Source organism: Micromonospora sp. D75 (assembly GCF_018070405.1).
GTDB lineage: Bacteria > Actinomycetota > Actinomycetes > Mycobacteriales > Micromonosporaceae > Micromonospora > Micromonospora chalcea.
This window is the reverse complement of sequence record NZ_JAGPXV010000101.1, coordinates 1-12695: the sequence shown is the minus strand read 5'-3', so window position 1 is coordinate 12695 and position 12695 is coordinate 1. Positions and strand designations below refer to the sequence as shown.

Annotated in this window: 17 protein-coding genes; 4 read left to right on the top strand and 13 right to left on the bottom strand. The window is 73.0% G+C overall.

Annotation, left to right across the window (positions count from 1 at the left end; genetic code table 11):
- The 3 genes from KBX39_RS09150 to KBX39_RS09140 all read right to left on the bottom strand — a co-directional run.
- The coding region (locus tag KBX39_RS09150; protein ID WP_210869992.1) for a cation:proton antiporter at positions 1-976 on the bottom strand (976 nt) is incomplete at its 3' end.
- Positions 977-1076: 100 nt separating this feature from the next.
- The gene (locus tag KBX39_RS09145; RefSeq protein ID WP_043325039.1) at positions 1077-1754 is read right to left on the bottom strand and encodes an HAD family hydrolase; all 678 of its coding nucleotides are present in this window, start codon (positions 1752-1754) and stop codon (positions 1077-1079) included.
- Positions 1755-1763: 9 nt separating this feature from the next.
- The gene (locus tag KBX39_RS09140; protein ID WP_043325038.1) at positions 1764-3917 is read right to left on the bottom strand and encodes a SpoIIE family protein phosphatase; all 2154 of its coding nucleotides are present in this window, start codon (positions 3915-3917) and stop codon (positions 1764-1766) included.
- A gap of 200 nt (positions 3918-4117) precedes the next feature.
- On the opposite strand from KBX39_RS09140, the gene KBX39_RS09135 reads away from it, so the two are divergent.
- A complete protein-coding gene (locus KBX39_RS09135) occupies positions 4118-4978 on the top strand; it encodes a hypothetical protein (RefSeq protein WP_043325037.1) in 861 nt (286 codons plus the stop codon).
- A 76-nt stretch (positions 4979-5054) separates the two neighbouring features.
- Here the strand turns inward: KBX39_RS09135 and KBX39_RS09130 are convergent, their stop codons facing one another.
- Complete coding sequence (locus KBX39_RS09130) at positions 5055-5417, bottom strand: DUF6401 family natural product biosynthesis protein (RefSeq protein ID WP_043330355.1); 363 nt, start codon at positions 5415-5417, stop codon at positions 5055-5057.
- A gap of 162 nt (positions 5418-5579) precedes the next feature.
- Here KBX39_RS09130 and KBX39_RS09125 point away from each other — a divergent pair, with 162 nt between their 5' ends.
- Positions 5580-6026 carry a hypothetical protein gene (locus tag KBX39_RS09125; RefSeq protein WP_030499855.1) on the top strand — a complete coding sequence of 149 codons (447 nt, stop codon included), beginning with the start codon at positions 5580-5582 and terminating at the stop codon, positions 6024-6026.
- 1 nt (position 6027) lies between these two features.
- Here the strand turns inward: KBX39_RS09125 and KBX39_RS09120 are convergent, their stop codons facing one another.
- The 5 genes from KBX39_RS09120 to KBX39_RS09100 all read right to left on the bottom strand — a co-directional run bounded on the left by KBX39_RS09120 (position 6028) and on the right by KBX39_RS09100 (position 8974).
- Positions 6028-6240, bottom strand: a complete 213-nt coding sequence (locus tag KBX39_RS09120) for a hypothetical protein (RefSeq protein WP_030499856.1) — start codon at positions 6238-6240, stop codon at positions 6028-6030.
- 165 nt (positions 6241-6405) lie between these two features.
- Positions 6406-6669: a hypothetical protein gene (locus KBX39_RS09115; protein ID WP_030270328.1), complete on the bottom strand. Its 264-nt coding sequence runs from the start codon at positions 6667-6669 to the stop codon at positions 6406-6408.
- A gap of 126 nt (positions 6670-6795) precedes the next feature.
- On the bottom strand, positions 6796-7017 hold the full coding sequence (locus KBX39_RS09110; RefSeq protein WP_018788305.1) for a hypothetical protein: 222 nt from the start codon (positions 7015-7017) through the stop codon (positions 6796-6798).
- Positions 7018-7121: 104 nt separating this feature from the next.
- A complete protein-coding gene (locus KBX39_RS09105) occupies positions 7122-8162 on the bottom strand; it encodes a sporulation protein (protein ID WP_210869990.1) in 1041 nt (346 codons plus the stop codon).
- A 164-nt stretch (positions 8163-8326) separates the two neighbouring features.
- Entirely contained in the window at positions 8327-8974 is a 648-nt protein-coding gene (locus KBX39_RS09100) for a helix-turn-helix domain-containing protein (protein WP_210869988.1), read from the bottom strand.
- Between the two features lie 46 nt (positions 8975-9020).
- On the opposite strand from KBX39_RS09100, the gene KBX39_RS09095 reads away from it, so the two are divergent.
- Positions 9021-9692 carry an alpha/beta fold hydrolase gene (locus KBX39_RS09095; RefSeq protein WP_064448759.1) on the top strand — a complete coding sequence of 224 codons (672 nt, stop codon included), beginning with the start codon at positions 9021-9023 and terminating at the stop codon, positions 9690-9692.
- A gap of 17 nt (positions 9693-9709) precedes the next feature.
- Here the strand turns inward: KBX39_RS09095 and KBX39_RS09090 are convergent, their stop codons facing one another.
- The 3 genes from KBX39_RS09090 to KBX39_RS09080 are packed head-to-tail and all read right to left on the bottom strand — an operon-like array spanning position 9710 to position 11726.
- Complete coding sequence (locus KBX39_RS09090) at positions 9710-10171, bottom strand: SRPBCC family protein (RefSeq protein ID WP_030499861.1); 462 nt, start codon at positions 10169-10171, stop codon at positions 9710-9712.
- A gap of 58 nt (positions 10172-10229) precedes the next feature.
- On the bottom strand, positions 10230-10646 hold the full coding sequence (locus KBX39_RS09085; protein ID WP_043325035.1) for a DUF2795 domain-containing protein: 417 nt from the start codon (positions 10644-10646) through the stop codon (positions 10230-10232).
- A 57-nt stretch (positions 10647-10703) separates the two neighbouring features.
- Complete coding sequence (locus KBX39_RS09080; protein ID WP_113973173.1) at positions 10704-11726, bottom strand: YihY/virulence factor BrkB family protein; 1023 nt, start codon at positions 11724-11726, stop codon at positions 10704-10706.
- A 142-nt stretch (positions 11727-11868) separates the two neighbouring features.
- Here KBX39_RS09080 and KBX39_RS09075 point away from each other — a divergent pair, with 142 nt between their 5' ends.
- Positions 11869-12273 carry a ChaB family protein gene (locus KBX39_RS09075; protein ID WP_210869986.1) on the top strand — a complete coding sequence of 135 codons (405 nt, stop codon included), beginning with the start codon at positions 11869-11871 and terminating at the stop codon, positions 12271-12273.
- Positions 12274-12333: 60 nt separating this feature from the next.
- Here the strand turns inward: KBX39_RS09075 and KBX39_RS09070 are convergent.
- Positions 12334-12695, bottom strand: a 362-nt coding sequence (locus KBX39_RS09070; RefSeq protein ID WP_210869984.1) for an aldehyde dehydrogenase family protein, incomplete at its 5' end; no start/stop codon positions are given.

Below are 12695 nucleotides of genomic sequence, written 5' to 3'. Positions count from 1 at the left end.
GCACCAGGGCCAACCCGGCCAGCGCGGCCGGCCAGGTCAGCGGCGCGAGCAGCCCGCCGATCACCGCGCCGCCGAACAGCAGCAGCAACAGCACGGTGAGCAGCCGCTCCACCTGCTCGGCGAAGTCGTGCAGCACGGAGTGGAACTCGTGGGTGCGCTCGGCGGCCCGGATCGCCCGGGCGGCCACGAACACGGCCAGGAAGCCGTACCCGCCGATCACCTCGACCAGCCCGTACGCGAGGAACGTCGCGGCCAGCGCGAGGAACCCCTCGGAGTGCCGGGCCAGCCGCAGCTTGCTCGGGGCGCGGAAGAACAGCTTGCCGAGCAGCCAGCCGACGAGCAACCCGCCGCCCACCCCGGCGGCGAGCTTGTAGAGCACGTCGACGGCGAACCACTCGCCGAGCCAGCCGGACGGCGCGAGCCCGGTGGTGGCGATCGCGATGGCCGCGTACACGAACGGGAAGGCCAGCCCGTCGTTCAGGCCCGCCTCCGAGGTGAGCGCGAAGCGCACCTCGTCCTCGGAGTCCTCCACGTCGGTCGGTTCGCCCACCTGCACGTCGGAGGCGAGCACCGGGTCGGTGGGCGCGAGCGCCGCGCCGAGCAGCAGCGCCGCGGCCGGCACCAGCCCGGCCCACCACCAGCCGAGCAGCGCCACCGCGGCGATGCACAGCGGCATGGCGATCGCCAGCAGCCGCCACGTCGACGACCAGCGGGCCCAGCTCAACGGACGGTCGATCTTCAGGCCGGCGCCCATCAGCGCGACGATCACGCCGACCTCGGTGAGGTGGGTGGTCAGCTCCGGCCAGCGCAGCGGATCCGGTGTGGGCAGACCGGTGGGCAGCACGAAGACGAGCATGCCGAGCCCGAGGAACGCGATCGGCATCGACAGCGGCCGTCGCTCCAGGACCCGGGGCAGCACCCCGGCCAGCAGCGCACCGACGCCCAGCAGAGCGAACGCGACATCGACCGGTTCCACGGCACCACCCTTCCGACGCCCGGCGGCCGGGCGGTGGAGTCCAGCAGTGCCCCGAAGCGGACCCGGCTAAGCCTGCGCGCGCCCGCCGGTTGACCGCCGCTCAGCCGAGCGAGGCGATGGCGCTGTCGGACAGGGCGTCCAGCAGCGCGGCCGGGTCGTCGTACACCGCGACCGCGCCCGCACCGGCCAGCTCCGCGCGGCCGGTGCCGCCGCAGGTCAGCCCGATGCAGGGGATGTCGAGCTTGCCGGCGGCGGCGACGTCCCAGACCGAGTCGCCGACGAACACCACCCGCTCGGCGGCCAGCCCCGACTGCTCCAGCGCGGCGACCAGAATGTCCGGCGCCGGCTTGCTCTCCCGCGCGTCAGCCGACGAGGTGACCGAGTCGATCACGTCGTCGGCGTCCAGCGCGGCCCGTAGCGCGGTCACCTCGTGCTCGGCGGCCGAGGTCGCGAGCACCACCCGCAGCCCGCGCTCCGCGCAGGCGCGCAGCAGCTCCCGCGCCCCGGGCAGTGGCGTGAGGCGCTCCCAGTACTCGCCGTAGAGCGCGTCGTGCGCGTCGCGCAGCCGGCCGTCGGCGTCCCGGTCGCGCTCCGCGCCGAGCAGGTGGTCGAGGAGCTTGTCCGAGCCCATGCCGATGGACCTGTGGATCCGCGCCATCGGCACCCGGTGGTCGGCCTGGCGCAGCGCCTCCCACCAGCTCACCGTGTGCAGGTACGTGGTGTCGACCAGGGTGCCGTCCACGTCGAAGAGGACACCGCGGCGCTTGTCGTCGGTCATGTCCGGCTCCTACCCGGCCGGGGCGTCGCCGACGCGCGGTCCGTCCGCCGGGATGAGGATCTCGAACCACACAGTCGATCCGCGTACGGTCGGGTCGGTCCCCCAGGCGTCGCTCAGCTCCTCGATCAGGCCGAGCCCACGCCCCCGGCTGCTGAGCGTGTCGGTCTGGGCGCGGGTCACCTGACCCCGGGTGCCCGAGTCGGCCACCGACACCAGCAGCCGCTCCGCGGACAGGTCGACCTCGACCCGGGCGGCGGTGCCCGCGTGCAGCAGCGCGTTCGTGGTCAGCTCGCTCGTGCACAGCACCGCCGCGCCGATCACCGCCTCGGGCACCTGCCACTCGGTGAGCTGCGCGGTCATCCAGTGCCGGACCCGGCTCGGCGCGGTCGGCTCGGCCGGCACCTCCATGCTCGCCGACCGGCTCGGCCGGACCGCGTACTCCACCGCGAGCACCGCCACGTCGTCCTCGGTGGCGCCCGGCACCGCGGCGGTCGCGACAGCGCACAGCGCGCGCGGGTCCCCGCCGGCCGCTCCGGTCACCGCCGCGCCCAGCCCCGCCATCCCGGCGGCCACGTCCTGCCAGCGGCGCTCCACCACGCCGTCGCTGTAGAGCAGCAGGGTGTCACCGGGGCGGAACGGCACGGTGGCGGTACGCGCCCGCCCGCCCAGGCCCAGCGGAGGAGCGGGCGGCACGTCGACGAACTCGGCCACCGCCGCGTCGGGTCCGGCGCGCCGGATCAGCGGCGCGGGATGCCCGGCGCTGGCCAGCGTGACCAGTTCCCGGTCCGCATCGATCACGCCGAACACCACTGTGACGAACAGCTCCTGGGTGCCGCCCTCGACACCGAGGCTGGCGACCAGCCGGTCCAGGCCGTCGAGCACCGCGTCTGGGCGAGGGTCGACCAGGGCGAGCGCGCGCAGCGCGGCGCGCACCTGGCCCATCCGGGCGGCGGCCTGCACGTCGTGCCCGGCCACGTCGCCCAGCACCACCCCGAGCGCGCCGGTGGGCAGCAGGAACGCGTCGTAGAAGTCGCCGCCGGCGGCGTTGCCGTCCACGCCCGGGTCGTACCGGGCGGCGATACGCAGCCGGGGCAGGTCCGGCAGCCGCTCCGGCAGCATGCTGCGTTGCAGCATCTGGGCGGTGCCGTGCTGGGTCTCGAAGCGGCGGGCCCGCTCGGCGGCCTGGCCGACCAGCTCCGCCGACGCGGCGAGCAGCGCCCGTTCCGCGGGGGACCACGGACGCGGCTCCCGGTAACCGATGGTGAGCGAGCCACGGACCACACTCGTGCGCAGCGGCAGCGCCGCCAGCGCGCGGATCTTCTCGTCGTGCCGGTCCGCCGCGACGCCGCGCAGCGGCTGGCCGTCGGCGGTGAACGAGGCCACGCCGCTGCGCGCGGACACCACCGCCGGCAGCGCCGACTCGGCGGACATCCGCCGCCACAGCGGGGGCAGCCGCTCGTCGGCCTCGTCGAGCAGTTCGCCGCGGATGCGGCGGACCAGCCGCCAGGCGCTGCCCTCGTCCACCGCGAACGACACCCGGTCCGCGTCGAAGGAGTGCAGGCAGTAGCGCAGCGTCACCCGGGCCACGTCGTCCAGGGTGAGCGTGCCGGACAGCGCCGCCGCGAAGTCGCTCAGGCTCTGCAACTGCTGGGTCAGCTGGGTGGTCTGCGCCGAGACGGTGAGCACGCCGACGATCCGGCCGGTGGAGTCGCGTACCGCGCAGTGCCCACGGGTGAACACGGCCGGCTCGGCCGGACCCTGCCGGTCGGCGGGCAGCACCGCCTCCCGCTGCAGGAACGGCTCACCGTGCCGGTAGACGCGCTCCAGCGCCTCGCCGGCGCCGGGATCACGCCACACCTCGGCGAACGCCTCGGCCGCCGGCCGGCCCAGCGCGTGCGGGTGCCGGTCGCCGATCAGCTCGGCGTACCCGTCGTTGTAGAAGACGACGAGGTCGTCGCCGAGGAGCAGCGCCATCGGCACCGGGGAGGCGAGCACCACGTCCATCACGGCGCGTACCGCCGGATCCCAGCCCTGCGGTGCGCCCAGCGGCGTGCCGGCCCACGGATGACCGGTCTGCGCGGGCGGCCCGTGGACGACGGGATCGGCGGGCGCTCCCGGTGCGGGGGCGGGCGGTGTGGGAACCCGACCGACGGTGCCTGGCATGACCGCAGCCTAACCGGAGCGTGGCGGGCTGGTTCCGATCATGCGTTCGTGGCGGGTCCCGGCTTCCGGCGGCGCGGACGTTCGGGCAGGTCACGGCCGGTTCGATCACCCATGTCGGGAAATTGGCCCGGTCCGGCTCGGAGTGCTGCCCAGGTCACCGGGTATGCGGGCGGCGCAGTTCACGCGACAGGAGGGACATCATGCCGAAAACCCTCGCGGTCGGGCAGGTCGACATCGGTGCGGCCTGGACCGACTTCTGGAGGTCGGTGCTGCTCTTCGTACCGCGAGCGATCGCGTTCATCGCGATTCTCGTCGTGGGTTGGCTCATCGCTAGAGCCGTACTCAAAATCGTGGACGCGGCACTGGAACGGGTCGGGTTCGACCGCGCCGTGGAACGGGGCGGTATCAAACGGGCCCTGGAACGCACCAAGTACGACGCCAGCGACATCCTGGCCAAACTGGCCTACTACGCGGTCCTGCTGTTCACCCTGCAGTTCGCCTTCGGGGTGTGGGGGCCGAACGCGATCAGCGACCTGATCCGCGGGGTGGTGTCCTGGCTGCCGCGAGCCTTCGTGGCGATCGTGATCGTGGTGATCGCCGCCGCCATCGCCAACGCCGTCCGGGACCTGGTCTCCGGCGCGCTCGGCGGGCTCTCGTACGGCCGGGTGCTGGCCGACGTGACAGCGATCTTCATCCTGGCGCTCGGCATCATCGCCGCGCTGAACCAGGTGGGTATCGCCACCACGGTGACCACACCGGTGCTCGTGGCCTTCCTCGCCACCGTGGCCGGCATCCTGATCGTCGGTGTCGGTGGTGGTCTGGTCAAGCCGATGCAGGACCGCTGGGACGGCTGGCTGCACCGGGCCGCCGAGGAGTCCCGGGCGATCCGGCAGCAGCGGCAGGCGCAGCAGGCCGGCCGGGGCGACTACGAACGCAAGATGGCCGACCGGGGCGGGCAGCCGACGCCGGCCGCGCCGCAGTCGTCGATGTCGGGCGCGGGTACGTACCGCTCCGGCGAGATGGGCGACGAGACGCAGCAGTTCCGCCGGCCGGGAGGCTGACGGCAACGGGTGACGGGGTGTCCGCGGGATGGTGGCGGGCGCCCCGAAACCGTGTCCGGGTCCGGCCGGCTGCCGGTCAGGCCAGGTGACGCGGGTCGAGTCCGCGGGCCAGCAGGCAGACCGCCAGCAGGCGGGTGAGCACCCAGTCCGGCGCGGACCAGTCCACCGGCTCGGCCGGCGGCGTCCAGCCGTGCTCCGCCGCCGCGTCGCGCAGCCCCTCGGCGTATCCGGCGAGCGCCGCCACGGTGAGCGGGTGGCGGTCGCCGCGGAGGCTGTCGCGTACCCCGGCGGCGTGCTGGTCGACCTCGGCGAGCAGCCCGGGGTTCGCGTGGGCCGCGGCGAGGCCGGCGGTGCCGACGGCGGCGGTCAGCGTGGTGAGGGTCGACCGCGCGGCCACTGCCGCGGAGCGGGTCGCGACCCGGTTGTTCGGCACGCGCATGGTGTCCGAGGCTAACGCCGCCCGGTGCGGACCGACCTCGGCCGACCGGCGGACTGCGGGGTCGTCCGGGAGAGCGGCCACGTCGTCCGCGGGGATTGAGTCGCCCGTGCGGGGGCAGAAGTCCGGCACGAGGAGCACGCAGCAGCCCCACGGAGGGACACCATGGGACATCTGGCCGACGGCCCGGACCGGGCGCACCGCCGCCCCGACGGGGTGAGTGACGCCACGGTCGAGGCGCTGGGCAGGCTCAGCGAGGCCCTGGAGTGCGTCGAGCGGGCACGCGGGCACCTCTACGAGCTGCATCAGCTGATCGGCCACGCCGATCTGATGCTCGACGACGCCGTGGAGATGTTCCGCCGCGCCGGGCACCCGGGCCTGGCCGAGCGGATCGACCGGGAGCTGCTCGGGCGTAACGTCATCGCCGGGCGGTGGACGTTCCAGATCGTCGAGGACTTCGACGACGGGTACTACGCGCTCTTCCGGGAGCTGGACCGGCAGGCCCGCGACGAGCTGGTCGAGGGCCGGCGGCACCTCTACGAGGCCGAGATGAAGGAACGCCGCCGCAGCCGGGGGATGCCGGGGCACGAGGCGCGCCCCGGCACACGCTGACTCAGTCGGAGGAGCGGGCGTCGGCCGGACGGCGGCGCGCGCCGTCGTCGGCGATGATCACGGTCGCGACCATCAGCGCGACCACCAGGCTGAACAGCCAGGAGCTGTCCTCGGTGAACCGGGCGGAGACCGGAGCCTGGATCGCGGCGAGCAGGAAGCCCAGCCAAGCGAGCTTGCGCTGACGGTTGGAGAGGAAACCGGAGCCCTGTTGCATCCCGAAAGTCTTGCGCGCGACAGGGGGAGTGCCGTCAGCCGTTCGGCCGATTCTGGATGGGCTGTCCGTTTTCCTGGCTGTCCGTACCGCACTTTTTGTCGTATCGGCCGAGCATGAATCCGGCGGCCACGGGCATCGGCGCGGGTGCCCGCAGCCGTCCGGGGATCACATGCTGTCCGGGCCGGTCCGCCCGATCGTCGACGGCCGGTAGGCCCGGTCCGCATCGGTCATCTCGCGCCGCTCGGCCTCCGGGCCGGCGCCCCGGTCCACCGCCTCCGGGCCGTGCCCGAACGCGGCCTCCTCGCCGGCGTCGTTGGCGGTGACGTCGTCGCCCTGGCCGTCCGTGGCCGACCGGGCGATGGCCTGGTCCAGCTCGTGCAGGGGAGTGCGGTCCTCGTCGCGCCACACGTGGCGGTCGTTGTCGGTCATTCCCCTGCGGTACCCGGACCGGATGATCGCAAACGGGCACGGCGACAGCCGCGGTCCCGGCTCGTTTCGATCCCGACACCCGGTGGCCCGGAACGCTTCCCGGGCCACCGGGCATCGGCGATGGCGCTACTTGGCGCCGGTGAGGGCCACCAGGGCGTTGGCGGTGCGGAAGTACGGGTTGCGGCCGAGGTCGCCGACGGTGGTGATGTTGAAGGCGTCCTTGAGCAGCTTGGCGTCGCCGTCGCTGACCCCGGCGAGGGCGGACACCGGGGCGTCGACGATCTCGGTGAGGGTCTTGTCCTGGTAGGCCTTGTCGACCAGCTTGGTGAGGTCGGCGGTGACGGGCATGCACACTCCTTCGAGTTCCGGTCGGGCAATCCGACCGGTTGCGGACAAACCTGACGGAATTAGATCATGAAGCGGTACCAGAGATCCACTGTGGATCCCCGGGCTCACTCCTCCTCGTCGCCGCCCTCGTCGTCGCCGAAGGAGTCGAACACCTCGTCGGCGAGCATCCCGCCGGCGAAGCCGAGCGCGGCGCCGCCGACCACGCCCGCGGCGACGGCGCCCATGCCCGGGCCACCGTGCCGCTCGTGGTGCTCCTCCTTGTGGTGGCCGTACGCGGCGTGCCCGTAGCCGGGCGCGCCGTAGGCGGGCTGTCCGTAGCCGGGCGCGCCGTAGGCGGGCTGCCCGTAGCCGTGGCCGGCGTGCATGCTCTGGTAGCCGTCGAGGGCCTGGCGGACCCACGCGTCGACCTGAGCGGCCCAGTCGACCTGGTCGGCGTCGGTGTGCGCGACGTGGTAGCGGCCGAAGGAGTCATGGCCGCCGGAGAACAGGCCACCGCGCTTGTCGAACTCCAGCACGACGTCTACGCCGTACTCGTTCGCGACGAAGGTCAGCTCGACCTCGTTGACGGCGTGGGCGTACTGCGGGGCGGCGTAGTACTCGATCTCCTGGTAGAACGGCAGGCTCTGGCGCAGGCCCGAGATGTGCCCGCGTTCCAGGTCGGCGCCCTTGAACTGGAATCCGAGCCGGCCGAAGCCCTCCAGGATGCGTTCCTGCACCGGCAGCGGGTGCACGTACACCGGGTCGAGGTCGCCCTTGTCCACGGCGCCGCGGATCGCCACCTCGGTGCGCAGTCCCATCGTCATGCCGTGCAGGCGCTGCCCGTACAGGTCGGTCACCGGCGTCTCCCACGGCATCGCCACCTGGAACGGCAGCGACATCTGCTGTCCCTCGGACAGGCGCAGACCGCCGGCGACCTGGACCCGGTGGAACTCCACGAGGGCGTCGTACTCCTGCTCGGCGCCCTCCATCTCCACCCGGGTGACCAGCCCGACGGTGATGTGGTCGATCTCCACGTCGTGGCTGCCGCCGGTCAGGTTCACCTGCCCGCCCAGCATCAGCCCCGGGCGGGTACCCGGATTGGCCAGGACCGTGTCGACAGCGGGGCCGCCCACCCCGAACGCGCCCAGCATCCTCTTGAACACCACGAACATCTCCCTTGACGGCCACCGGACGTGCGGCACCCGGGATCCGGGGAGAGATTCACCTGGAACCCTTGTGCCGCAACGAGATCAACGGCGTCCATAATGGATCACGCCGCGCGGGGAGACTACCAACGCCACCTGAGAGGTAGCTGAAAGCATTCGCTTCGTCACTGTGGGCCATCGGCCGGCGTGGGGCGCCGGAACAGCCGCAGTAGGCGGGCCGCGACCTCGCCGTCGCCCCGGACGACGACGTCGGCGGCATGCAACGGCACGCCACCGAAGATGAGCGAGCGGAAGGTCCCGGCGCCGGCCCGGATCACCAGGTCGGGATCGGCGGCGTCGGCGCGTACCACGTCGACGCGTCCGTCCTCGACGGTGACGAGCAGGCTGTCGCCGTCGAGAAGAAGCTGACACCGTACGGCGAAGTCGCGCGCCGCGGCCGGGTCGAAGGTGGTCTTCATGGCGAGGGCCAGCGCGTCGACGCTCAGCTGCGCCGACGAGGTCAGCGGACCCCGGCTGCCCCACCTGGCCAGCCCCAGCAGGGCGGGTTCGAGGTCCCGCCCCCATTCGGTCAGCTCGTACGCCCGGACGCCCGCCGGTGGCCCGAGACGCCGCCGGCGCACCACTCCCGTCTCCTCCAACTCGGCGAGCCGGGCGGTGAGCATGCTCTGACTGGCGCCGGGCAGGCCGCGCCGCAGGTCGGTGAAGCGCTTCGGTCCGAGCAGCAACTCACGGACGATCAGCAACGCCCATCTGTCGCCGACCAGGTTGAGCGCCCGGGCCAGACCGCAGGGATCGTCGTATGCGCGCGCCATCCGCTGATGGTATCGCTACAGCACTCTCTGGTGCTAAATTCGCACCGTGACGACGTACATCCTGATCCCGGGAGCCGGCGGCGACGCCTGGTACTGGCACCGCCTGGTTCCCCTGCTGGAGCAGCGCGGCCACGAGGCGATCGCCGTCGACCTCCCGGCCGCGGACGACAGCGCGGGACTGCCGGAGTACGCGGAAACAGTGGTCGAGGCGGCCGGTGACCGCGGGGACCTGGTGGTGGTGGCCCAGTCGATGGGCGGCCTGACCGCGCCACTGGTCTGCAGTCGGCTGCCGGTCTCACGGCTGGTCCTGGTCAACGCGATGATCCCGGCGCCCGGTGAGACCGGCGGCGACTGGTGGACCAACACCGGGCAGGACCAGGCCCGCCGGGAGTGCGACAGGCGCGAGGGCCGCTCTCCCGACGGGCCGTTCGATCCGCTGGTGTACTTCTTCCACGACGTGCCGCAGGACATCACCGACCAGGCCATGGCGGGTGGGTCACCGCAGTCGGGCACGCCGTTCGCGCAGCCCTGGCCGCTTGATGCGTGGCCCGACGTGCCGACCGAGGTCCTGAGCGGCGGCGCGGACAGGTTCTTCCCGGCCGAGTTCCAGACCCGGGTGGCCCAGCAGCGGCTCGGCGTCACGCCCGAGCGCCTGCCCGGCGGGCATCTGCTGGCCCTCAGCCGGCCCGAGGCGCTGGCTGCCGCGTTGGACCGCTGAGGGCGGGGGAGGTTGCCTCAGGGGATGGGCCGGTCGACCGCACCGCGCCAGGCGCCCGTCTCCTGACCGCGCCGCTCGATGAACTGCTTGAACCGCTCCAGGTCGCCCTTGGCGCGCCGGTCGACCACGCCGAGCTTGTCGCCGGCCTGCTCGACCGCGCCGTGCGGCTCGAACTCCATCTGCAGCGTGACCCGGGTGTGCCCCTCGTCGAGGCGGTGGAAGGTCACCACGCCCGCCTGCTGGGTGCCCCCGGTGGAGCGCCAGGCCACCCGCTCGTCCGGCAGCTGCTCGGTGATCTCGGCGTCGAACTCGCGCTTCACGCCCGCGATCTCGACGGTCCAGTGGGTCATCGTGTCGGAGAGCTGCCGCACCTCCTGCACGCCGTCCATGAAGTGGGGGAACTCCTCGAACTGGGTCCACTGGTCGTACGCGGTCCGGATCGGGACGTCCACGTCCACGTGCTCGGTAACGCCACTCATGTCGGGGTTCCTCCTGTTCCGCCGGTGTGTGTCTCGTACGGGCCGTGGGCCGGCCCGCTCACCAGCGCGTCGTCTCGTTCCTGTGCCCGAGTGCGGCCCACACCTCGGAGATCGTCTGGTAGTGGGCGTCCGCGGGCAGGGTCTCCAGGGCGGCGACGATGTCCGTCGGCGCCTCGTTCTCCCGCGCGTTCGCCAGCAGCGCCTCCCGGTCGCCGGGCAGGGCGGTCATCGTGATGAACCGCCCCAGACGGCTGCGCGCCTCGACGTCCTCGGAGCTCATGCCCTGCGGCGTGCCGCTGCGCAGCTCCCCGGCCGGCGCCGTGGTGGCCTCCGGCTGGTCCTCGCCGGCGGGCTCCGGGATCCGGAACTCCTCGGCCCGCGAACCGCCGGTGCCGGCGCTCTGGACGAGACCGCTGACCTCGCTGCTCATCTGGTCGTCGACCCTGGGCGAGTGCTTGCTGCTGCCACGTTCCATGCCTTGGGAGATGCCCCGGGGGACCGCCGGTAAACCGGCGCCGGCCGGGAGAGCCGGTCATCCGGGCGGCAACCGGTCGGCCGGCCGCTGCCCGTCCGCCTTCTCGTCGTCGGCCGGGGCGCGCGGCGGCAGCACCGGGTCGTCCGGGTCCTCGACGCCGGCCTGCATCGCCCGCCCGCGCTGCAGCTCGGCGTTGACCTGCACGCCGAGCATCAACGCGCAGTTGGACAGGTAGAGCCACACCAGGAACGCGATGACCGCGCCGAGACTGCCGTAGGTGACGTCGTACGAGCCGAAGTTGGCCACGTACAGGCCGAAGCCGAAGGACGCGAGCACCCAGGCCACGAGCGCCAGCGCGCCGCCCGGGGTGAGCCAGCGGAACCGCGGCTGCTGCACGTTCGGCGCGATCCAGAACAGCAGCGACAGCAGCGTCATGGCGACCACGGCGAGCAGCGGCCACTTCGCCACCGACCACGTGGTGCGGGCCACCGCGCCGGCGTGCAGCAGGTCACCCACCGCGTCGGTGACCGGGCCGCTGACGATCAACCCGGTAGCCACCACCGCGAGCAGCACGATCGTCACCGCGGCCATGCCGATCTGCAACGGGCGCAGGCGGTAGAACGGCCGGCCCTCCCGCACCCCGTAGATCGCGTTGGAGGCGCGGGTGAACGCGCCGATGAACCCGGACGCGGACCAGAGCGCGCCGAGCAGACCGAAGCTGAGCAGCACCTTCGCCGAGCCCTGCTGCTCGACCACGTTGCGCACCACACCCACGAACGCGTCGTTGCCGACCACCGAGCCGGCGCCGATCTCCCCGGCCAGGTCGATCACGGTGTCGACGGTGCGCGGGCCGTCGGAGACCAGGCCGACCAGCGCCACCACCACGATCGTGGACGGGAACAGCGCCAGCACCCCGTAGTAGGTGAGCGCCGCCGCCCAGTCGGCGCAGTTGTCGGTGACGAAACCCTTGCCGCTGCGCACCAGCACGCCGCGCCAGGTACGCCAGTTGAGCTGGCGGATCCGGCGGGGGAGACGGGACCGCGTCCGGCCGCCGACCGTCTGTGGTGTCGTCACGGTCATGTCCGCCTCCTCCAGGCTCCGCCACCGGGCGTGGCCGGGCGGTACCCCCGGGGGGAAATCGACAAACCGGGGCGCCGGTTTGCCCGCCGGACGGGAGGGAACCACACCAGGCAGCCGATCGAGACTCCAGGAGGAGGACGAGATGCCCGGGCGCGAGGTACTGCCCAGCACGCTGCGGCGCTCCCCGGCGAAGGCGCAGCGGACCTGGGAGAAGACGCACGACTCGGCGGTCGAGACGTACGGCGAGGGGGAGCGGGCGCACCGCACCGCCTACGCCGCGGTCAAGCACGAGTTCGAGAAGGTGGGCGACCACTGGGAGCCCAAGGGCCGCAAGGGGCCCAGCGACAAGCAGGCCGAAGGCGGCGGCCCGGCCCGGCGCGCGCCGACGGCCGGCGGGGTGGACGCCAACGCCAGCAAGGGCCACCTCATGGAGGTGGCGAAGAAACTGGACGTGCGCGGCCGGTCCCGGATGACCAAGCCGGAACTGGTCAAGGCGATCGAGAAGGCAAACAACAACGCGACCCGCAAGGCCCGCGGGGGTCGCTGACCCCTGGGGGTACGCGTCGAGCCCGGGACCGCCTCGGTCCCGGGCTCGTGTCGTGCCGTCTCACCAGTGGCCGCCGCCCGGCGCCTGAAGGTGCACCGCCTTGACGGTGCTGAACTCGTCCAGCAGTTCCGGGCCGTACCCGAAGCCCTGACCGCTGCCCCGGCGCGGCTGGGCCGCGCCCCCCGGTGCCCCGCCGAACACCGAATTGATCTTCACGGTGCCGACCGGCAGTTCCCGCCAGGCGCGCTGGGCGTGGCTCATCGAGCCGGTCAGCACGGTGGCGGCCAGACCGTACGGGGAGTCGGCCGCGCAGCGCAGCCCCTCGCTGAACGAGTCGACCACCACCACCGCGGCGACCGGCCCGAACGTCTCCTCGCGGACCAGCGCCATGTCGTGCCGGCACCCCTCGACCACTGTCGCCG